This window comes from Endozoicomonas sp. ALD040 (assembly GCF_049275945.1).
In the GTDB taxonomy this organism is placed as follows: Bacteria; Pseudomonadota; Gammaproteobacteria; order Pseudomonadales; family Endozoicomonadaceae; genus Endozoicomonas_A.
Genome location: NZ_CP184829.1, coordinates 5,478,872 through 5,500,984, shown reverse-complemented (window position 1 = coordinate 5,500,984; position 22,113 = coordinate 5,478,872). Strand labels below are relative to the sequence as shown.

14 protein-coding genes are annotated in these 22,113 nt (G+C 47.6%); 11 read left to right on the top strand and 3 right to left on the bottom strand.

Annotated elements, in window-relative coordinates; all coding sequences use genetic code 11:
• Positions 1 to 31 precede the first annotated feature (31 nt).
• The 6 genes from glnD (at position 32) to corA (ending at position 11,662) form a co-directional block, all read left to right on the top strand.
• Positions 32 to 2,749, top strand: a complete 2,718-nt coding sequence (gene glnD / locus ACOJUN_RS19845) for a [protein-PII] uridylyltransferase (RefSeq protein WP_422133624.1) — start codon at positions 32 to 34, stop codon at positions 2,747 to 2,749.
• Positions 2,750 to 2,940: 191 nt separating this feature from the next.
• Complete coding sequence (locus ACOJUN_RS19840) at positions 2,941 to 4,173, top strand: hypothetical protein (RefSeq protein ID WP_422133623.1); 1,233 nt, start codon at positions 2,941 to 2,943, stop codon at positions 4,171 to 4,173.
• A gap of 1,045 nt (positions 4,174 to 5,218) precedes the next feature.
• Positions 5,219 to 6,511, top strand: a complete 1,293-nt coding sequence (locus ACOJUN_RS19835; protein WP_422133622.1) for a hypothetical protein — start codon at positions 5,219 to 5,221, stop codon at positions 6,509 to 6,511.
• Between the two features lie 553 nt (positions 6,512 to 7,064).
• Entirely contained in the window at positions 7,065 to 8,219 is a 1,155-nt protein-coding gene (locus tag ACOJUN_RS19830; protein ID WP_422133621.1) for a hypothetical protein, read from the top strand.
• A 414-nt stretch (positions 8,220 to 8,633) separates the two neighbouring features.
• Positions 8,634 to 9,941 carry a hypothetical protein gene (locus ACOJUN_RS19825; protein ID WP_422133620.1) on the top strand — a complete coding sequence of 436 codons (1,308 nt, stop codon included), beginning with the start codon at positions 8,634 to 8,636 and terminating at the stop codon, positions 9,939 to 9,941.
• Positions 9,942 to 10,708: 767 nt separating this feature from the next.
• The gene (corA, locus tag ACOJUN_RS19820) at positions 10,709 to 11,662 is read left to right on the top strand and encodes a magnesium/cobalt transporter CorA (protein WP_317141697.1); all 954 of its coding nucleotides are present in this window, start codon (positions 10,709 to 10,711) and stop codon (positions 11,660 to 11,662) included.
• Between the two features lie 38 nt (positions 11,663 to 11,700).
• On the opposite strand, the gene ACOJUN_RS19815 is transcribed toward corA, so the two are convergent.
• From ACOJUN_RS19815 to ACOJUN_RS19805, 3 genes are read right to left on the bottom strand one after another with little or no spacing between them, the layout of a single operon-like run.
• Positions 11,701 to 13,065 carry an ATP-binding protein gene (locus tag ACOJUN_RS19815; protein WP_422133619.1) on the bottom strand — a complete coding sequence of 455 codons (1,365 nt, stop codon included), beginning with the start codon at positions 13,063 to 13,065 and terminating at the stop codon, positions 11,701 to 11,703.
• Positions 13,043 to 13,720, bottom strand: coding sequence for a winged helix-turn-helix domain-containing protein (locus ACOJUN_RS19810; protein ID WP_422133618.1), 678 nt, complete (start codon positions 13,718 to 13,720; stop codon positions 13,043 to 13,045). Before ACOJUN_RS19810 ends, ACOJUN_RS19815 begins: the two co-directional genes overlap by 23 nt.
• Positions 13,721 to 13,769: 49 nt before the next feature.
• Entirely contained in the window at positions 13,770 to 14,300 is a 531-nt protein-coding gene (locus tag ACOJUN_RS19805) for a PepSY domain-containing protein (RefSeq protein ID WP_422133617.1), read from the bottom strand.
• Positions 14,301 to 14,559: 259 nt separating this feature from the next.
• Here ACOJUN_RS19805 and brnQ point away from each other — a divergent pair, with 259 nt between their 5' ends.
• The 5 genes from brnQ (at position 14,560) to ACOJUN_RS19780 (ending at position 22,076) form a co-directional block, all read left to right on the top strand.
• The gene (gene brnQ, locus ACOJUN_RS19800) at positions 14,560 to 15,873 is read left to right on the top strand and encodes a branched-chain amino acid transport system II carrier protein (RefSeq protein ID WP_422133616.1); all 1,314 of its coding nucleotides are present in this window, start codon (positions 14,560 to 14,562) and stop codon (positions 15,871 to 15,873) included.
• A 118-nt stretch (positions 15,874 to 15,991) separates the two neighbouring features.
• Positions 15,992 to 17,146 (top strand): ATP-dependent zinc protease, encoded by a 1,155-nt coding sequence (locus ACOJUN_RS19795; protein WP_422133615.1) that lies wholly within the window; start codon positions 15,992 to 15,994, stop codon positions 17,144 to 17,146.
• 8 nt (positions 17,147 to 17,154) lie between these two features.
• Positions 17,155 to 18,696 (top strand): UUP1 family membrane protein, encoded by a 1,542-nt coding sequence (locus ACOJUN_RS19790; protein WP_422133614.1) that lies wholly within the window; start codon positions 17,155 to 17,157, stop codon positions 18,694 to 18,696.
• Between the two features lie 3 nt (positions 18,697 to 18,699).
• Positions 18,700 to 19,668, top strand: a complete 969-nt coding sequence (locus ACOJUN_RS19785; protein ID WP_422133613.1) for an alpha-L-glutamate ligase-like protein — start codon at positions 18,700 to 18,702, stop codon at positions 19,666 to 19,668.
• A gap of 215 nt (positions 19,669 to 19,883) precedes the next feature.
• Positions 19,884 to 22,076: a diguanylate cyclase gene (locus tag ACOJUN_RS19780; RefSeq protein ID WP_422133612.1), complete on the top strand. Its 2,193-nt coding sequence runs from the start codon at positions 19,884 to 19,886 to the stop codon at positions 22,074 to 22,076.
• Positions 22,077 to 22,113: the final 37 nt, after the last annotated feature.

Genomic DNA, 22,113 nt, shown 5'->3' with positions numbered 1-22,113 from the left:
TAGCGACGGAGTGCCAGGAGAATAATCTATTATGAATCACGCAAACCCAAAGATTCCGAATCAGCTTGAAGCCCAGCTGTTTGATAAAAACTCGTTTGTTACCGCCCTCAGCAATCAGCCTTCCATCCCTCTTTACAAAGACACCATCCAGTCTGGCAGAGATATGCTGAACCGATGGTTCAGGAAAAAAGTCAATATTGATCAGCTGGTATACAGTCATACTTGGCTTATCGATCAAATTCTTATCACAGTATGGGAACAATCTGCCTGGGACGATTCTGAACACATCAGCCTGCTTGCAGTAGGAGGCTATGGTCGGGGCGAGCTTCATCCTGGCTCCGATATCGACATTCTGATTCTTCTGGAGAATGACGAGTACCAGACCCACCAGACAGAAATCGAAACTTTTTTGACGACATTGTGGGACATTGGCCTGAAAGTAGGCTCCAGTGTGCGGTCCATAAAAGAATGCGCCGAACAGGCCAGAGACGATCTGACCATCATCACTAACCTGATGGAAGCACGCCCCCTCTGTGATCCTGAAAATCTCAACAAGCAACTTCAGGAAAAGATCAGCGTCCACCATATGTGGCCCAGCAATCAGTACCTTCAGGCCAAATTTGACGAACAGAAAGCCCGACACAAAAAGTATGCTGACACCGCGTATAGCCTGGAGCCCAACATAAAAGGCTCACCCGGCGGCATCCGTGATTTGCACATGCTGGGTTGGACCGCAAGACGTCATTTCGGTACCCAGGACCCGATCAAACTGATGGCTTTGAATTTTTTGACAGAAGCCGAATACGAACAACTCATCCGCTGCCGGGCATTTTTGTGGAAGATACGATGGGCACTGCATACACTGGCCGGCCGGGGCGAAGACAGACTCCTGTTTGACCACCAGCGATCACTGGCTGAACAGTTTGGCTACCGGGACCAACCTGGCTCACTGGCGGTAGAACAGTTCATGCAAAGCTACTTCCGCACGGTTCTGATTGTTGGCCAGTTCAAAGACCTGATCCTCCAGAATTTTGATGACAAGATTCTGAATGCGGACAAACCGCAGACCGTAACGGCTATCAATGATCGATTCCAGATACGCAATCAGTACATTGAAGTTACTCATGACCGGGTATTCGCTGAGCACCCGCCAGCTATTCTGGAAATGTTTGTCCTCATGACCCGCGACCCCGATATTCTCGGCCCAAGGGCTGAGACCATCCGGTTGCTGCGCGATATTCGTCACACCGTTGACAGTCAGTTCAGAAAAGACCCAAGGTGCGCAAAATTATTCCTTCAGCTTTTGCAGGCACCCTATGGATTAACCATCAGTCTCAGAAGAATGGCTCGCTATGGCATCCTTGGCCGCTACCTGCCAGAGTTTGGTCGCATTATTGGCCAGATGCAGTTTGACCTGTTCCACACCTATACAGTCGATGCGCATACTCTGTTGCTGATCAAGCACCTGCGTAGCTTTCGCTACGAAGAAAACAAGCAGCGCTACCCTATTGCCTCTCGAATCATACATGACATCAAAAAACCAGAGTTACTCTATGTCGCCGGCCTTTATCATGACATCGGTAAAGGGCGTGGAGGTGATCACTCTCAGCTGGGTGCCGTTGATGCCGAAGTATTCTGCCGAAGACACGGCCTGCGTCGTGTAGATACCAAGCTCATTGTCTGGCTGGTACGCGAGCACCTCACCCTGTCGACCACGGCCCAGAAAAAAGACCTGTCGGACCCGGAAGTCATTCAGGATTTCGCACGTAAAGTGGGCAATCTGAACAACCTGAACCATCTTTACCTGCTCACTGTTGCCGACATTAATGCTACCAACCCTGAGTTGTGGAATGGCTGGCGATCTTCTTTATTACAACAGCTGTATAGCCAGACCCGCCTGGTCCTGGAGCACGGCATAGAGAATATGCCTGACAGTGATGAAAGACTGCTGGACATTCAGCAGGAGACTCTCGCACTGCTGGCTGATGACAACCTGGACATGCAATCGATTCAGTCACTCTGGAACACTCTGGATGACGACTACTTTTCCCGTCATGACCCCCATGAAATCGCCTGGCATACGAAGGGAATTCTCGCTCACCAGGAGCAGCAGCCCCTGATACTGACCCGGGAAACAGACACTGACAGGGAGCACAGTGGTTCTCAAATTTTTGTTTATGCGCCTGACCGCCCCAATCTCTTTGCTGCAACGGTGGCCGGACTTGACTCCCTGCACATCAGTATCCAGGACGCAAGAATCATTACCTCCAGTGAACAGTTCAGCCTCGATACTTATACCGTATTAGAAGAAGACGGTTCAGCCATAGGTAACAATGAGTCTCGCATTGTGCAGATACAGAGTTACCTGCAAGATATTCTCAGCGATTCGGGGCAAATGCCCGTTGCTGCCCAGAGACGCACCCCCAGACAACTTCGGCACTTCGCCAAAGAACCTCTGATCACCATCAGCAACTTACCCGGCATTAAAAAGACACTGCTGGAGATCAGGGCAACCGACAGACCCGGACTTTTGGCCAGAGTCGTAAGGACTTTCGTGGAACTGGAGCTGCAAGTCCATAATGCCAAGGTTGCTACCTTTGGTGAAAAACTCGAAGACAGCTTCTTTATAACGGATAAAAACCATCAGCCCATCAGTGATCCTGATGTTGCCGAGCATATCTGCCTGACTCTGAAGCAGATTCTGCAACAGGCCTCTGAACAGGATGTCATCCGCTTTCAGAAACCATAAGTTCTTAGCCAGGCCGACCGGGGACTTCAAGCTGTTTATGACTCTTGTGTCCCTTTATGGCTGTACCAAAAAACACCGGAGCCAGGAAAGCATTAACAACGCCTGCAAAGTGTTGCATAGTCGGAAATATTCTAAATAAAAAACATCTTTTTTCAGTGGCTTAACTATTTTTAAGCTTTTGATTAACAGGTGTGATGATGAAAAAACTATATCTTATCCGGGTATCGTTCAGTTTTGTCATTACTGTGTTGCTCCTGCTGACCCCACCAGCTTCGGTTGCAGAGCATTTCCTACTTGTTTTTCAGAGTCCGCAGACCATCGTCAGAGTCCACCTCTCTGTACCCCTTGATACAGAAGCAGCTCAAGCATCGGTAGAACAAGGATTACAAGAACAACCCTCTGGATTGTTACCCAGTGAAGATCAGAAATATACAACAGTAGGTGGCTTGCCAATTTCTGAACCGCCGCCTTCTCCCCCCCCGGTCCGGCCCTCTGATTTTACATCAGGTGCTAATGATGAAAATCAGGAACCTGGTGCAATTGGAGGCATGCCGGAATCCACCGAAAGTCAGTTCTCTGATTTGACTTACATTATTAACGATGAAGGCCAGAACCTGGGAGGCCTTCCTTCACCCGTTTCACTGCATTTCATTGATCCTCATGACGGGACTGCATCAACTTCTTCCCTACCCTTAACAACTCAACCAACTGCTGCATCGAAAGAATATATCCGTCCGCTGCAAACCAAAAGTGCAAGCGTTTCCTCCTGGCTGGAAAGAGTAGAGGATGACGGTGGTGCATTTTTTTTTGAAGGTTCTCCAGATCAGCTGGATGAATTTGTCGTTCTGTTCGCCAGTCTGGTTGCTACGGAAGCTAAAGAAATGCATTCCTGTCAGCCGTTCACCCGGCTCCGCAGCTACATATGTGACTCGGATGTAAATCCGCGCTGGTATCGGGGAAGGATTGCGGTTCTCACTGAGTCAATCGCTATAGCGGCAGTTACCAGTGTTGGATTTAGTATGGGAATCCCTGCCTTGGGAGGCACATGTCTGAGTACCGGAATCTGTATTCCTCCCAGCATTTTAATGTTAAGCCGTGCCTGGTTTCCAAACCGGTTTCAGGTGAGTTTCACATTTCGATCGGATAATTTACTCATGAGTGAGGAAATCAATCATTTGCAGCAGATAGTGAATTTACTGCAGTGCACAGGAGGCTTTAATCTGGTGTCATTTCATTTCAACGAGCGGACCTCCATCCAGACACTGAGATTTATAGTCCAGGTACCTGATACAGTACATGCTGGCAATCTCCGCGGCTTGCTTGAAAGGCACAATCAGCAATTAACAAATCCGTTTCAAATAAAGGTATCTGCCATTGGCGAGCCAACAACACACCCTGTTGGTCTTCTGGAAACCAGCCTCTAGAGCACAGATTAACTTTATATCCGTTATTTCGGACTACAGAAGCCTGGTATCAAAACGCTGTAAGAGAGAAGAAATAACATACTCAAAAACCCCTTCGCCAAATTAACAAACAAACTGTTATGAGAAACATAAAAACCACCCGCTCAACTCAAACGCTCTTTATTAAAATTATTATAAAAAGCAGAATACGTGGTTTTTTTTGAAAATCTGTATATCTTCACATCAAAATCATTCAGTAGAAATACAATAAAAAAATTCAAAGAATTCAAATACGCCGACTAGAATATGGGACTAGAAAAACATAGCAATTGAACATTGAAGCATAAGCACAAAATTTGATAGCAAAAATAGAGTCCAATCCACCTAAACAGTTGACAACCTGCCACCTTGAAGATTGAAAAAAACCATGGTCGTATAATTCTCAAAACAACATTAGTCTCTGATTACGGAACAAGACGCACAATAACAAAAGAGTATTTCCCGGATCAATCAGTCTACTTTGGGTGCAAGCAAACTCGAGCACAGTCCCCACCTGATACAAGTCTAAAAAGTAGTTCAACACGTCAGTTAGTCAAATATATGGATACTTTTTCCTTCTCTATTTTAAAGTCACCCGGTCAAAGAATTCCCCGAACGTTTCTCTGTTTTTCTTTGTTTTTCTTTGTTTCCTTGTTAGTAAAATTTGTGGACCCCCCTTTATTTTATATTTTATAGACAGAAATATTCTAAATAAAAAGCATCTTTTTCCAGCGGCTTAACTATTTTAAAAACGTCTGGTAATCAGGTGCAATAATGTTTGAGTCTTTAAAAGACACATTATGGCGATTTTTTTATTACCCCTTACAGTTTGCAGACAACACCATCAACAATCATGGAGGAGTGTTTTCGGGCAAGCATTAATTGAATGCATTTTCTGTTTTTTCGGGAAGGCTTAGTTACTCGCCGGGTCTTTATTCTGCCCTGGAGCAGCTCTCCCTTTCATTCTTATCTAATTCACTGTGCAGATTGGAAATGCGTTTCCGGCTATTAAGCTGGAGGAGTAATTATGAAAAAACTTTGTAGTGTTAAGGTGTTGTGCAGCTTTGTCGTTGCACTGATCTTTCTGCTGACCACCATGGTTTCAATGGCCGATAATTACGTGCTTAACTTTAAAACCTCACAAACACACGTCAAAGTATACCTGTCTATTGATCCTGAAACTAACACTGATGGAGCACCAGAAGAGCAAGCCACGGCCACCGGGATGTCCCCCGATGATGTGAGTGGAAGCCATGAGCATAAGACAGTTGGAGGGTTACCAATTTCTGGGCCGCCACCTTCTGTCCAGAGCCAGCCTCGCGATTTGACATCGATAGGCAGTGATGGAGACCGTGAACCTGAAACAGTAGATGGCATTATACAGGGACTGCTATCTGATTTGACAATGGTTGAACATGCTATAGATCAGGAACTTGGAGCAACAGGCGGCCCGCCAGTTTCTCCCCAGACTCAGCCCCTTGATTTAAGATCTACTGGCATTGATTTAGATCAGCAGCCCGGAGCAGTCAGGCGCTGGCCTGCGTCTTCGCCAGTTTCAGTGACTATTATTGACTCTATCGACGCAGCTGATTCCACTTCAGCTGCCCAACCCTTAACCAATCAACCTGATGATGCGTCGGTGCATTCAGTCCACTATCTGAAAACAGGGAGTTCAATCGTCTATGCCTGGTTGGAAAGAGGAGAGGTAAGCGGCGGCAACCGGTTTCATATTTCTGCCAATGAACTTAAAGCCTTTGTCCGGATGTTTGCCAGTCTGGTTGCTATGAAAGTCAACAAAATGCGAAGCTGGAAGCCCTTTCCACGTTTCAGCACCTACGTCTTTAACTCCGAGGCAAATCCGACCTGGTCATGTGGAAAGTTTGCGGTGCTCTCGACGTTTCTTGCGGCAGCGGCAGGTACGGGCACTGGATTTGGTACGGGAGTCTCTGGATTAGCTTACGGATCTCTGGTCGCAGGGGGGGTCTTTACTCCTCTGTGTACCTGTTTTTTCAGCCATACACGTTTTCCAAACCCGTTTCAGGTGAGCTTCACTTTCAGTTCAAACCAGTTGCTTATCAGTCAGGAAATCTATGATTTTCAGCAAATTGTGAATATTCTACAGTGCTCGGGAGGTTATGAATTGGTATCGTTCAGTTTGGATGAGCAAAACGCCAGCCAGACACTGACGTTCAATGTCCGCGTGCCAGATAACGTGGATGCCAAACAGTTCCAAAACTGGCTGGAAAGTAAGAATCAGCAATTAGCTAATCCGTTTCAAATAAAAGTCTCTTCCATGGGCAAATCCGAAACCACGCTATAGGGCTAAGGTTGAATTTATCCGCAGCCGACAGATTAATCCTCATCTAAACATCCCCCCACTGATTCAAAGAAATCAGCGGGGGATTGTCTTTGCAGCTACTTTTTCACGATTTCGTAGTGGTTCCTGCCTGCTTCGTCACAGATGCCAATGAGCCTGCTCAAAAGGCCAGCAGGTCACGTCCTGACGCTCAGCCTATTGTAAGTACCTAACCAGTTGGTTTCGCATATTCTGGACGGCGGCTTTTTCCATCCTTCTGCGTTACAACTCTGGTTGCGTAGCTATGGCCACGCGTCCGTCGTTGCGCCTTGAAGGATGAAAAAATCCACTCGCCAGAATATGCGAAACCAACTGGCCAGGTACTTAACGGGTGCCTTTTGAAAGAGTTTGGGTGATGGTATTGCCGGGTGGCAGTATATTGCGCTTTTTCAGTACTTTCTTACTTATCTCAGCTTTGCTCTCTGCTTTTGCGACACCCTGGGAACTCTTACGCGATAAAAAACATCTTTTTCCAGTGGCTTAACTATTTTAAGACTTCTGATTAACAGGTGTGATTATGAAAAAATTTTTAATCATCGAAGCATTGTTCCATTTTGTCACTACAACAGTGTTTCTGACAGCTCCCATGGTTTTAGCAGCCGATGACTACGTGCTTAATTTCAAAACTTCAAAGACTCTCGTCAAAGTCTATTTATCTATAGACCCTGACAGAAAAACCGATGAAGTATCGCAAGCATGCGGGCTACAAGGGCATTCCTTTGTGTTACCAAACGTTGATAACAGTGCGAGTCGAAATTCCAAAAAGGCTGAAGGGTTACCAATTTTTAATTCGCCATTTTCCCGGGTTCACGCTCCTGGGATGACACCCTTTTATAATGATGAGACCGAGGAGCGAGGCGCCGTTGGGGGCCTGCCAATTGCAGTATCTTTATTCGAGCTTGAGTTTGAGTTTGATTCCGATGACGAAGATGAATCCTCTCCTCCAGCTCAACCCTTAACCACTCAACCCGTTGCAGTTTCAACCCATTCTATCCAAAATCTGCAAACTGGAAGAGCCTCGGTTTCCGCCTGGCTGGAAAGAGTAGAGATGGCCGATGACGCCCCGTCAATTCATGTTCCTTCAACCCAGCTCAATGCGTTTGTCCGTGTCTTCGCCAGGTTGGTTGCTATGGAACCTAAAGAAATGAATACCTACCAGCCTTTCACACGGTGTGGCATCTTTGTATGTGACTCGGCCGCAAATCGGATTTGGAAATATGGAAAGTTTGTGCCTTTCTTTGCGTTGATTTTGACAGCAGCAAGTTCCAGTGCTGCATTTGCTGAGGGAGCTCCTATTCTTGCTGCCGTATCCCTGGCCGCAGGGCTACTCATCACCTCTGCCTCTACCTTATTCTATAGTCTTACCCACTTTCCAAATCAGTTTCAAGTCAACTTCACATTTAGCTCGAACAATTTCGAAATCTGTAATTTGCAGCGAATAGCGATCATGCTGAAATATTCGGGAGGTTACGAATTGGTATCGTACATTTTGGACGATCAACACGATAGCCAGACACTGAGGTTTAATGTCCGGATGCCGGACGCAGTAGATGCCAACCAGTTAAAAGCCTGGCTCGAAAGTCATAATCATCACTGGGCCAGCCCTTTCCAGATAGGGGTCTCCGACATCAGCAGACCAAACTATATGGGTGAGCGGGAATCCAGACTTTAGAATTCAGTTTGAATTTATGGGCGGAAAACAGGACGGTTGTTGTCTCATCGCAACCGTCTTTTATCGATACAAGGCGGCCTATTGACAGAAAACAAGCAGGACGCACCCTACAAGAGGTGTTGAAAAACGACCATAAAGGAACATCACAACCGATCTAAAGAGCCTCGATATCTTTGTTAAAAAGTCTAACAAAATACTTTATTTACTATGGTCAAAGGGAATGACTGGTTAATAGTTGTCATAGTCGGAAATGTTCTAAATAAAACCCCATTTTTTCCATAGGCTTAACTATTTTAAAATTTCTGATTAACAGGTGTAGTTATGAAAAAAATTTCGAGCATCAAGAGATTGTGTAGTTTTTTCACTGCACTCCTATTCCTGCTGACCCCCACAATTTCAGTCGCAGATAATTTCGTGCTTAATTTCAAAACCTCACGGGCACTCGTCAAAGTTTATCTGTCCGTAGAGTCTGACACAAAAACCGTCGCTGATGACCTAACCCCAGCCCCCGGATCACAGGGAGACTATTCTGAGTTACCAACCCATGAAAATACTGAAAGCCAGAGATCTGACATGGTTGGCGGGTTACCCGTTACCGGACGGATCCCTTCTGCCCAGAGTCATTCCAGTGGCTTGACATCGGCGGCTGACGATACGGGTCAGGAACAGGGAGCTGTTGGGGGAGTGCCGACTTCTCCGGCAAATGGTGCGGTTTCCTTACCAGTCTCAGTGTCTTTCTTTGATTCTGATAACAGGGCTGAATCCACCACTCCCGAACAGCCCCTGACCAGTCAGCCTGCTGCTATGTCGAGACGTTCCGCTGAATTTCTACCCACCGGAAGTGCCTCTGTTTCCGCCTGGCTGGAAAGAGAAGACCGTGGCGCTGGTGAACCGTTTGTACATATTAATGAAAACCAGCTGAAAACGTTTATCCACGTATTCGCCAGGCTGGTGGCCATGAAAGCCGACGAAATGTATTCCACCCCGCCTTTCTCCCGGCCTCACTGTGTATCAGACCCGGAAGCCATAGAGCCCGACCATCAGCTCAGCTGCTTATGTGGTAACTACATATGTAACTCGGAAGTAAATCCGTCATGGTCATATATGAAGTATGCGGTTGCGCTTACGTTTCTCGCGACAGGGGCTGTTTCAGGAGTTGGATTTGGTATAGGGATTCCAGAGCTGGGAGGCGGATGCCTGGGTGCAGGACTGATCGCTTTAGGTCTGGAAGGCCTTTTCTTTAGTCATACCACCTTTCCAAAAGAGTTTCAGGTCAGCTTCACGTATAACTCAAGTAATCTGGAAATCGATACTTTGCAGCATATGTTGCCCATACTGCAATACTCTGGAAGTTATGAGTTGCTCTCATTCAGTTTGAACGAACAAAACGCCAGCCATACATTGAGTTTCAGGCTATGGGTGACGAAGGCTGTGAATGCCGAGAAGCTAACAAACTGGCTCGATACTCGTAATCAGCAATTGGCTAATCCTTTTGAGATAGAGATCTCTTCTATCGGCGAGCAGGCAGATAAGGAGCCGGTAGATAAAGAGCAAACAGATGGCGCGCAGGCAGATGATGAGTCGGCAGATAACAAGCAGCCAGCAGATCAGCCAGCAGATAACAAGCAGGCAGAAGATCGGCCAGCAGATAACAAGCAGGCAGAAAATCAGCCGGCAGATAACGAGCTGATGGATAAAGTCGAAAAGGAAACCGAACTATAGGGCTCATTAACTTTATACAAGGCGGCAGGCCGGGTAGCTTTCCTATCGCAACAATGCATAGCGATAAAGCTGGCCTGCCGAAAGAAAATGAGTTAGACATGTCCCACAGCAGATACTGAAAAACGACCAGAAAGTAAAATTACAGCCTGATTTGAGTCACTTTGTATTTTTTCTCCATCTACAGCTACTCAGCGGGAATGGCTGATTGAGAGTTTTTGCATTCAGATATCATCTAAGTAAAAAGCATCTTTTTTCATTGACCTAACTATTCTGAAGCTTCTGACTAAAAAGGTATGATTATGAAGAAAAAATGCCGCAATGCTCAGTTGCTTATTATTTGATCGGATTTCGTTTTGACAGGGAGCGCAAAAGCCAGACACTGATGCTTAATGTCCGAATGCCAACCAGCTAAGAGACTGGCTCGAAAGTTATAATCAGCAATCAACCAATCCCTTTCGGATAGAGGTCACCTCTATGATGCGAAGATCTGAACATACAGGCGATGAAAGAACCCGCTTATAGAGCCTGGGCTGAACTGTCTCACTATTGCTGACAGGTAAAAAGCCTTATAAAGCATATCACCAGACTCTGGTGGACAAATGCCTTGCCTCCACCAGAGCCAGATCACTGCTGGACTAAGGTGCATCGATCTGTACAATAGAGCGACCCTTCTTAAAGGAGCCTGATGGACTTAGACGATTTTAGCCAATTCCGGGAAGCCTGAGTCCAACAGACGCCAAGTACCAGATTTGCTATCAGAGTCTTTTATGATCAACGCCTATCACCGTGATACTGAGCAGTACTGCATCACCCGTATACAGACCGATGTGGCGCTTCCTGAAAATACACTCTGGCTGGACCTTGTTGAACTGGACGAAAACGAGGATGACTGGCTGAAACAGGAGTGCCCGGGATTTATAGAAGACGAAGATGCACTGTACGAGATTGAAGCCTCATCACGATTTTTTGAAAGTGAGACAGGTTTTCATATTCGTTCCTTATTCCCTCATCAGGCAGGCCAGGAATTTCGAAGCATCAACGTTGCTTTCAACCTTCGTGACGACCAGTTGGTCACCCTACAGGATGAGCCTACCGCCCTGTTCCGACTGATGAGAAATTATCTGAAACTGCAACACATAAAGGCACGAACACCGATCGATATCTTGATCGCATTGTTTGACACTAAAGTTCAGTTTCTAGCTGACACTCTGGAAGAAGTTTACGAAAATCTCGAAGCCACCAGTCAACATGCTCTTTCTGACGATGATACTGATGTTGATGACCTGTTGAAAAATATTACCCTGCAGGAAGATATAAACGGCAAAGTTCGTCTTAATCTACTGGACAGCCAGCGCTGCCTCAGATACATACTGAAAAACTGCCGTCACAAGCTGGATGACGGACAGGTTGACCAGGTGCGAGACATTCTTCGTGATATTGACTCTCTGACACCCCACACTGGCTTTCTCTTTGATAAAATCAACTTCCTGATGGACGCCACCATGGGTTTCATCAATCTGGAACAGAACAATATCATTAAGATATTTTCCGTAGCCGCCGTGATGTTTCTGCCGCCGACCCTGATTGCCAGCATCTATGGTATGAACTTCAAGGTAATGCCTGAACTCAGTAGCAGTTGGGGATACCCTCTGGCCCTGATTCTGATGCTGGCAAGCGCTCTTGGCACTTATTTTTTCTTTAAACGAAAAGGCTGGCTATAAGTAACCGAACAGAGTAAAGCCTGCCCATATGCCAGGCTTTACTCTCCTCTGCGAAACGTCAGTTTAACAGCAAAAGATTGCTCACCCTGCTCAAAACTGATCCTGGCATTGTGCAGCTCAGCGACCACCTTGACCAGCGACAAACCCAACCCATGACCAGGAGTTGTTCGACTCTGATCAAGCCGGTACAGCCTCTGGAATACCTTTTCCTGCTCTGATTCCGGAATACCTGCCCCCTGATCAATAACTGATACTGAATCCTGATCAATACGAATTTTGACCTCGCCTTTTTCAGGAGAGTACTTGATTGCATTCTCCACCAGGTTAAACAGGATTCTAAACAGCAACTGGTGACTCCCCCGAACAACCAGAGGCTGCTGCACTTCAAGTATTAGAGACTGCTCACAGGCTTCTGCCAAAGGCTCCGCCAGTTCAACCACTTCGTAGCCTATTTCTTTCAGGTCACAACGGACAAACTCAAGATCCCCCTGCCCATATTCCAGTTTCGTGAGTTCAAGCATGGCATTGAAGGTATGCAGGATCGTATCAAGCTCAGTCTGGGCCTCAAGAATATCCTCAACACCAGCACCGCCATTTCGCAAGTATCCATCCAGCTTGATCCTCAGTCGGGATAAAGGTGTTCTGAGATCATGAGCAATACTGCTGGTTACCGATGCAATGGCTTCTACTGAGTCTTCGATCTGCGCAAGCATTTGATTGATATGACCAGCCAACTCATCAAACTCATCGCCCTTATCAGTGACTTTAACTCTGGCTGCTAACTGACCTTCACCGACTTTTGCAGTCACTTTATTGATAGCGCGAAGACGAGCCAATATTTTTTTTGAAAATAAAAACCCGGTCACCAGTCCTACCAGCAAAACCAATACCATAGCGGCATAAAGTGCCAGAGTGAAACGAGAAGCAAACAGGTTAAAGTCTGAAGAGTTGTAGGCCAGCACCAGGGGACCCCAGCGACTGTTAATACGACTCCCCCGCACTTTCTGGAAGCGACCGTCTCCCAGAACCGAATCTCCCAGTATCCAGAAACTGCCCGTCGCTGGTGACAGGGGGACGGTTTCAGGCAGATAATTCAAATTACCCAGATAGCCTTCGGCGCTTTTAAAAACCACCAGCACTTGCCGGTTATTTTCAGCCATCTGACTTACAACCGCGCTGAATTCACTTTCTGAATGGCTTCTGGCCAAAGATGCCAGAGAATTGAGCTGTTCCAGAACAAATTGATCCTGTCGTTTCTGATAGAACCCCAGACTGTAGTCTTTCACTAACCACAGGGCTGATCCGCAGAGTACCAGGACAATAGCTGTATGCAGCAAGGTATAGCGCAGCAGTGAGGATGCCCGTAACCGACCCAGAGGGTCAAGCTGACTCACGGAGAACATAACCTGCCCCTCTCACAGTGTGAATCAGGGATGCTCCTCCGGCAGTATCCAGCTTTTTCCTCAATTTAGCGACATGAACATCAATAATGTTGCTGCCCGGATCAAAGTGATAATCCCACACAGACTCAAACAGCATGGTTCTGGAAATCACCTGATCCTGATGCTCCAGGAGAAAGCGAAGAAGCTGGAACTCTCTTGGCTGAAGGTTCACCTCAACCCTGTTTTTGACCACACGCCTGGATAATAGATCTACTTCGAGATCGGAAATAACAAGAGTATTTTTAGCTTCTTTACTGTGCCCTCTGCGAGTCAGAATTTCTGCCCGAACCAGAAGTTCCCCAAAAGAGAAAGGCTTGCAAAGGTAATCATCCCCTCCCTGCTTCAAGCCTTTAATGCGTTCATCAACGCCATCAAGAGCGCTGAGAATGATTACCGGTGTCTGGTTTTCAGAAGCTCTCAGTGCCGCCAGCACCTTGAGCCCTTCCATCTGGGGTAGCATACGATCCAGAACAATGATGTCATAGCTCTCGCCTGATGCCAGAAACAGACCATCCCGGCCATTGTCAGCCACATCCACGGTCCAGCCATGCTCCATGAATCCCTTGGCAATGTATTCACGGGTTGTCTGGTCGTCCTCAACCACTAGCAACTTCATATCATCACACCTATTCCGTTCCGACCATGGAAGGGAATCAAAAGCCTGATCATTTTTGGGTCACCGGAATCGGCCTGCCAGACTGAAGATCAACAATCACCTTGCGCACGCCTTTATCCGTCAACAACTCAATTTCAAAAAATACAATACCCTTCTCCTGTTCAAGCTCTGCTTCCATCAGCTGCCCCGGAACAATCTTTTTCGCTTCATCAATGGCTTTCTTCAAAGTCATGCCACTGTTCATTAACAGCTGGTACTTTTTACGTTTCAACTTTTTGCTGGAAAGCCTGTCTTTTTCGTCCAGCCAGACCTTTCCCGAGTCAGCATCCATAATTACTTCCAACTCAACGCTGTCTTCAGGATCAACAATGGCAAACTCATAAACCATTCTACCGTCTTCATCATCGATGCCAAATTCGCTGAGATGCCCGGAATAGCGGTCGGAAATTTTCGCAATGGCCTGTTCGGGTTTGATTTTGGCATTTTCGATAGCCAGCTGAAGCAGGACATCCTCCTGGCTTGCCAGAGCAGCAGTTGATACCAGAAAAAGGCCCAGAATGGCCTCTTTTAAAAGCCTCATGACACTTACCTGTATGAAATCAGTGAATAATCGCAAAGGATAGTGACTCTACAATGAAGACCCAATGAGCATAAGATTAACAAAAGTTAATCTTATGCTCATCTCGAATAATGACCGAGCAAAACTCGGACCGGACTACCACTTTCTGAAATTGAGTCCATACTTCCTATTCATTACAAAAAAATCGTTCATCTCCCAGGATTGAGCATGGACGTCCGTTTCTGACCAGATAACATTCAATCAAGGCAGAACCTTACGCATGAAGCAACGATTAAGTCTTCAGAACATCATTGGTATGGGTTTTATGACCTTCGCCATGTTTCTTGGCGCGGGCAATCTCATATTTCCTCCATTGGCGGGGCAGCTGGCTGGCACCCACGTCTGGCTTGCTGCTGCCGGTTTTCTGGTCACCGGAGTGCTTCTCCCTTTGTTAGCTGTGGTCATGATTTCCCGAGTTGGCGGCGGCTTCAACGAGATCACCGGTGAACTGCCACGCAGCATGATTGCATTGATGGGTTGCTGCATTTATATCATTGTTGTCCCGATATACGGTGTCCCGAGAACCGGCCTTGTTGCCTATGAAATCGGAATAATCCCGTTTCTGAAAGAGCCCGACAGCACTTCCAGACTGGCATACAGCATCATTTTCTTTGGCACTGCCTGGTATCTCAGCCTCTATCCGGGAAAATTACTTGAATCCGTAGGCAAGATCATCACACCGGCCCTCATCCTCTTGCTGATGATTCTCGGTATATCTCCCCTCATCTCCCCTCTGGGAGAAGCCGGTGAACCTATGAACGGCTATGCAGAAAATCCTTTCTTTAGTGGATTCCTTGAAGGCTATATGACGATGGATGCTCTGGCTGCACTGCTGTTCGGCATTGTCATCATTACCAACCTTAAATCTCACGGTATTACCGCACCCGACGCCCTGGCCAGATATTCTGTCATAACGGCCTGTCTAGCAGCTTTCGGACTGGCTCTGGTCTACCTGTCCCTCTTCAATCTGGGTGCTCAAAGTCACGGAATCATTGCCCACCCAAACAACGGCGGCCAGATTCTTTCTGTTTATGTCAACAGACTGTTTGGTTTCTATGGCAATGTTCTGCTTGCAACGGTTGTGACACTGGCGTGCCTGACTACCGCAATTGGATTGATCACTGCTGCTTCGGAGTATTTCTGTGATCTCTCCGGGAAACTCAATTACAAGGTACTTGTGGCGACCATCAGTCTCTCCTGCATGATGTTTGCCAACTTTAATCTCAACCAGATGATCGAACTGTTTATTCCTGTTTTACTGGTACTCTACCCGGTCTCTATTGCCCTGATTCTCCTGGGACTGATCAAAAGCCTGCTACCCAATCCTCAGCTGGTCTACAGAGCCACGCTCCTGGTCACCTTTATACTCAGTCTGGTCGATGCCAGTAAGGGTTTGAACCATCCAATTACACAAAAGCTTCTGGTACCTCTTGAGTCACTACCAGGGTACGACTTTAATTTAAGCTGGGTTGCCCCCTCTGTGGTGACTATTGTTCTTACCTGCCTGATCGGGAAACGCGTTACCCCTTCATAGCCTGCTCACAAGGCCAGACTTCTTGGCAAGTCACCAAACATCAAGTAAGCTGCTCGGCTTGCGATAGACTATCGCGGCTACCATTCACTCATTTTATGTAAAAATAAGTAGCTTACCCATGACCCGTTTTCCGGCATTACCCGCGCTTATCCTGGCGATATCCGCTTTGACTGGCTGCCAGGTGCTACAAAAACCTGCTCAAACTACGGACAGTCAAAAGACCTCCAGGACAGAAACCGAGGCGCCCGACTCAAAACAGAAGACAGAAGAATTACAAACTTTTAAACCTTCCAAGCCTCTTCATCCGGATACCATTTCTGTTAAACAGCAACTGGTTCAAACCCCCGCCCGTGTTGGCGGAAAACTGGTGTTGGGTTTTGCAGAGATAGGCACTCTCACAGAATACGGTCTGAAAATGAATGCCAAGATCGATACCGGTGCAGGACGCTCGTCGATTGATGCCAGAAACATTAAGAACTTTGAACGGGATGGTAAAAAGTGGGTTCGCTTTGACCTCCCCAGAACCAGCAAGGGCAATGTCACTCTGGAACTCCCCGTCAAAGACACTGTCTTGATCAAGGTTCCGGGCGGTGAAGAGTCCCAGACCCGTTATGTCGTCAATATAAACGTCAAGGTCGGCGATATTACCCAGAACCTGGATGTCTCACTGAACGACAGGGAAAGTTTTGAATTCCCACTGCTCATTGGTCGGGATTTTCTCAAAGACATGGCCATAGCCAATGTTGGCAAGAAATACATCGCAACCGAGAAAGTCCTGGATACCTTGACCGTTAAGCTCCCGACTGGCGGCAACCTGAGTATCAAGAAACAGATTGACAAGCCTGTCGACGTCAGTGGTCTTGCTTTGTTTGGAGAGCTTGAAGAGGTTCGTATCAAAGGATTCAAGAACCCATTCAAGGCACGTATTGATACAGGTGCCAAAACGTCTTCCATTGATGCAACCGATATTGAATACTTCACAAAAAATGGCGAAGAGTGGGTTCGTTTCAAGATCGTCAATGGTGACAACAGCCGGACCTTTGAGCGCAAAGTCCATCGTGAAGTTTCAATCAAACGTCACGGCGGTCTGGCAAACCAGAGCCGGGTTACTGTCTTTATTCCCATAACTTTGGGAAAGATTTCCAAAAATGTTGAATTTACGCTGACCAATCGCACTGGCTACGAGCATCCGATTCTTATCGGTGAAAGACTCCTGAGCAATACGGCTCTGGTTGATGTTGCCCAGCAAAATATTGCTGAGAAAAAGAAGTGAGGTTTTGAATGAAAGGACGTTTTCAACTCAGTCTGGCGGTGGTCATTTTGATCGCGGCAGGTTTGGGCCTGACTTTATACAAACACTTTGCCCTGGGGTTTCCCTTAACCCGGGGAGAAACTACCACCGTCTGGAGTGTTGAAGCTGAAATACAGTTCAAGGCCGACGGTGGACCCGCCAAGGCATCCCTGACCTTACCCGATCAACAATCCGGCTTCCGTATTCTGAATGAATCCTTTGCTTCTCCGGGTTATGGCATCAACCAGTATGATGATGAAGGACAACGTCGTGCAGAGTGGAGCATTCGCAAGGCCAGTGGCAAACAAAGCCTGTTTTACAAGGTGAGTCTGCATCCGGATCGACAACTGGTGGAACCTCTGGCCCCTCCTGTTGAAGAAAACAACGACACCCTGAAGGCCAAACCGTCCCTGCCGGAACCTTATCAGACTGCAGCAGACTCACTGCTGGAACAGGTGAAAGAACGCTCTGCTGATAGTCGAAGTTTCACAGGCACCCTGATCAAGGAATTTATTGCCCAACAGCCCAGTCAGAATACCAACATGCTGCTTAGCATGATTGATAGCCGTGCTGAGCTCACCAATCTGCTGATCGAGATGCTCTCCATGGCCGATATACCGGCCCGGGTTGTTCGAGGCCTTTACCTCGAAGACGGCAGACGTCGTCAGCCCATAGTAGAGATGCTGGAAGTCTACACCAATGATGGTTGGTTACTCTTTGATCCTGAAACCGGAGCATCCGGAAACCCGGAAAACTTCTTCCTCTGGCAACGAGGTGGTAAATCCCTGTTGGATGTCATGGGTGGCACAGCGTCCCGGGTCTCTTTTTCGATGATTTCCCAGAACGAGCCAACAAGGGATCTGGCCATTGAAACGTCCCGGGCTGACAATGCAGCACTGGTCGATTTCTCTATCTACGCCCTGCCTCTGGAAGTCCAGAATGCCTTCAAGAGCATTCTGCTAATTCCGATTGGCACCCTGGTCGTATTGATCATGCGTATCCTGGTCGGCCTGAGAACATCAGGAACCTTTATGCCGGTCCTGATCTCCGTGGCCTTCCTGGAAACCCAGTTACTGCCTGGTTTGATTATCTTTGTCACCATAGTTTCCATCGGCCTCTGGATTCGCTCGATATTGAGTCAACTCAATATGCTCCTTGTCGCCCGACTGGCGGCGGTGATCATTGTCGTCATAGGCATAATGGGCGTTATGAGCGTACTCACCTGGAAGATGGGGATTACCCAGGCCCTGACCGTGACCTTCTTCCCAATGATTATTCTGGCGTGGACCATTGAGAGAATGTCTATCCTCTGGGAAGAAGAAGGCCCCAAAGACGTACTGATTGAAGGCTCTGGTAGTCTGCTGGTGGCCACTATGAGTTACCTGCTAATGTCCAACCCACTGGTTGAGCACCTGACCTATAACTTTCCGGAGTTGCTATTGACCGTTCTGGGTCTGACCCTCATGCTGGGTCAATACACCGGTTACCGTCTGTTGGAACTTCGTCGCTTCAAGCCTCTGGTTGGAGGTTAACCCATGGAGTTCATCAAACGATTTTTTCGCAGTTTTGCCAGTCCATCCAGCCTCCACGAGGCCGGGATTCTCAGCATGAACATGCGGAACCTCGATTATGTTATCAAATATAATCCCCGCAAACTGCTACCTCAGGTGGACGATAAGCTCACTACCAAAAGGATGGCAGAAAAAGCCAATGTAGACGTCCCTGAACTGCTGGGTGTTGTCGAATACCAGCACGACATTAAAGATCTGGGTACCCTGCTTGAAGAACACAACAGTTTCGTGATCAAGCCCGCCCAGGGCAGTGGCGGTAAAGGCATTCTGGTCATCGTGGGTCGCGACGGTCCACGTTATGTAAAAGCCAGCGGCGACACTCTGGAATTTGAAGACATCAACCGACATGTTTCCAACATTCTGGGTGGCCTTTACAGTCTCGGAGGCAAAAGTGATGTAGCCATGATCGAGAGCCTGATCGTGGCAGACCCGGTATTTAATGATTACAGCTTTGAAGGTGTGCCGGACATTCGTATGATTGTTTTCCGGGGCTTTCCGGTGATGGGCATGCTGCGTCTGGCCACCCGGGCTTCTGATGGTAAAGCCAACCTTCACCAGGGAGCCGTTGGAGTGGGTCTGGACATTGCCTCTGGCAAAAGCCTCAGAGCCGTCCAGTTTGATCTGCCGATTGACAGGCACCCTGACACGGGTCACAGCTTTGAAAAACTGGCAGTACCTCACTGGGACAAACTGCTCAAGTTGACATCAGCCTGTTATGACATGACAGGATTGGGTTATCTGGGCGTGGACATTGTCCTGGATGAGAGGGATGGTCCACTGATCCTTGAACTCAATGCCCGACCCGGCCTGGCTATCCAGATCGCCAATGACTGCGGCATCCAGCCCCGTCTGGAGCTGATTGAGTCTCTGCCCAACTGGACTATGCCTATTAACGAGAAAGTCACTTTTTCTAAAGAGCACTTTGCAATGTAATTTCCACTACATCAGGACTCGACGTCCTGATGTACACTCGTTGCACCAGTGACAAGCAACGTCAGTCGAAGTTAAATTAGTGACGAATCCGCTCTGCCACCTTGGCCTGCACACCTTGTCTGTGTCACAATCATTTACAGGGTAAATAGATTTAACAGACGACCCTTTGAAGGAAGAGTGAAAAGCTGTCAATTCGTCATGGAGGACTGCCTGAATTGCGGGTTCTATTGACCTTCTCAACCTGTTCGCAAAGAGCAGTCATTTTCATCAGGGCTCTGGTGCTTCTGCTGATCTTTTTTGTCAGCCAGGCTACCCACGGGACTTCCGTTGCAGAATCTTCACCGTCTGGACCGGTTAAACTGGTCAGCTTCCTGACTTCGGTTCCTGCTCCGGAAGCGATCCTGAGCGGAAAACAGCCCGGCACCAGTGATCGCTGGTACAAACTCCGCCTGACATTGAATCATTCTCTTAATTCAGACTGGTTGTTGGTATTCAGAAGGACTCCCCACAAGAAACTTGATGTCTTCACACCTTCTGAAAAGGGTTATCGGATCACTTCATTGGGTATTGGCAGTCAAAGCCGCAAGTCAGACCCAAGAGTTCTGAAACTCCGGCTACCTGGGAACAAAACCCACGACATTTATATACGTGTGGACAGCTCAGAACCAAACAGGTTGAACCCTCACCTTTGGCCACAATCACTCTACATGCTGGATGAATACAAAAATCAGGCCTTGTCAGCTTCACTGCTGGCACTGCTTCTGCTCTTTCTGATCGTTACAGCGGCTGTAATGATCTACACCCGGCACCCTTCCTACCTGTTGCTTACTGCACACCTGCTGGCCACCACGACGCTGATCGTATTTTACCAAGGCGACATTTTCTGGATAATTAACGGGTCCTGGGACCCCGAATTCTGGGTGCTGATCATGACGGTCATCAGCCTTGTCTCGGCCCTGGGCTGTTACAAGAACCTCGGTTTGCTGGCACTCTATAATCCCAAAACAGACAGACTTATGCTCTGGCTTAGCTGCCTGTCGGTCGGACTGGTTCTCAGCTTCTTCGCCACAGAGAAAACCCTGCTTCTCAATGCGGCATTTTTAATGATCGCAGTGTCCGCAGTCCTGCTCATTGCCAGCCTTCTGACTATTTTTTCGCAGGGTGTCAGACCCGCCAAACTGGCGTTACCGGTCATGCTCACACTGTTCTTTGCCCTATTTAGCAGCTGGGCCTCAAAAGAGTGGCCCAGAGTCATTCCCAGTCAGGCCGAACTGGCATTAATTGCTCTCCAATCCATGCTAATTAACGGTCTTTACTGGATTAACCGCAAACACAAGAATCGCCAGGCTATCTCTATCAATCTGGTTAACAGCCAATTTGATAAACGACGAGTCTTTGATTCAGCCCTTCGCAAACATCTTCAGGCACCCAGCAATGCACTAATGGATGAAAAGACCATTCGACAGCGTATTCTGGCAACTCTGGATGCGATAATACCCGATACACCCTCTATGATACTGATTAAGAATAAAGACCAGTGGGATGTCAGCAGCCATTACCCTAAAGCAGCCCAGATTCTAACAAACAGTATTGACAGTATTGAAGATGAGCTGATGAACATCATTACCTCGGAACAAAAGCACCATATCCGGCTTGAAGATCGAAACGGCGTTAAATACTGGATATTTCTGCTTCACAGTGAAGAAAACCACCATAGTCTGCTGGTGGTCTCACCGGGAAGCCAACCCAACAGACCTTTGAAGTGGCAACAGATAACCGACATCAGCAACCATGCGCGAACCCTGTTTCAGGCCAATCAGCAGACTCGATTCTGGAAACTGCAGGCCAGCCTTGATTCACTGACGGGTCTTCTGAATCGGAGAGCTTTTGTCAATGAGGCTTCAGAACTGCTTCACCGCCCTGATTCCGCAAAGTCCCAATCCTGTCTGATTTTCATAGATATCGATGATTTCAAACAGATCAATGATCGTTTCGGTCACCCGGCGGGTGACAAGGTTCTCTCTGACCTTGCCTGTCAACTAAGGAAAGATCTTCGTCAAGAGGACCTGATTGCCCGCTATGGCGGCGAAGAATTTGTTGTTCTCCTGCCCAACACAGATGCTGTCAGGGGCGTAAAGATCGCTGAGCGACTCAGGAACTCGGCATTACTCTACAAGGGAGGTCCTGTTCCCCTGAGCCTCAGCCTGGGCATTGCTGCCACCGGTCCGCAGACCGACACTCTCGACAAAATACTTAAAGAGGCAGACGACGCTTTATACCAGGCCAAGCATCTGGGTAAGAACAGAGTCTGTCGGGCACCTTCCTGTGCAGATATTCGACTATCGGTTGGTGAACCAGACAAAGTTGGACAGCCTGCGCGAGAAGAGATTACAAAACGCTTATCCTGAAACGTAAATCTACATATACTACACCGTCACACTGAGG

Coding starts and splice junctions, on each gene's coding strand:
- glnD (WP_422133624.1), top strand. CDS start 32: ATGAATCACGCAAACCCAAAGATTCCGAATCAGCTTGAAGCCCAGCTG.
- ACOJUN_RS19835 (WP_422133622.1), top strand. CDS start 5,219: ATGAAAAAACTTTGTAGTGTTAAGGTGTTGTGCAGCTTTGTCGTTGCA.
- ACOJUN_RS19830 (WP_422133621.1), top strand. CDS start 7,065: ATGAAAAAATTTTTAATCATCGAAGCATTGTTCCATTTTGTCACTACA.
- corA (WP_317141697.1), top strand. CDS start 10,709: ATGATCAACGCCTATCACCGTGATACTGAGCAGTACTGCATCACCCGT.
- ACOJUN_RS19815 (WP_422133619.1), bottom strand. CDS start 13,065: ATGTTCTCCGTGAGTCAGCTTGACCCTCTGGGTCGGTTACGGGCATCC.
- ACOJUN_RS19810 (WP_422133618.1), bottom strand. CDS start 13,720: ATGAAGTTGCTAGTGGTTGAGGACGACCAGACAACCCGTGAATACATT.
- ACOJUN_RS19805 (WP_422133617.1), bottom strand. CDS start 14,300: ATGAGGCTTTTAAAAGAGGCCATTCTGGGCCTTTTTCTGGTATCAACT.
- brnQ (WP_422133616.1), top strand. CDS start 14,560: ATGAAGCAACGATTAAGTCTTCAGAACATCATTGGTATGGGTTTTATG.
- ACOJUN_RS19795 (WP_422133615.1), top strand. CDS start 15,992: ATGACCCGTTTTCCGGCATTACCCGCGCTTATCCTGGCGATATCCGCT.
- ACOJUN_RS19790 (WP_422133614.1), top strand. CDS start 17,155: ATGAAAGGACGTTTTCAACTCAGTCTGGCGGTGGTCATTTTGATCGCG.
- ACOJUN_RS19785 (WP_422133613.1), top strand. CDS start 18,700: ATGGAGTTCATCAAACGATTTTTTCGCAGTTTTGCCAGTCCATCCAGC.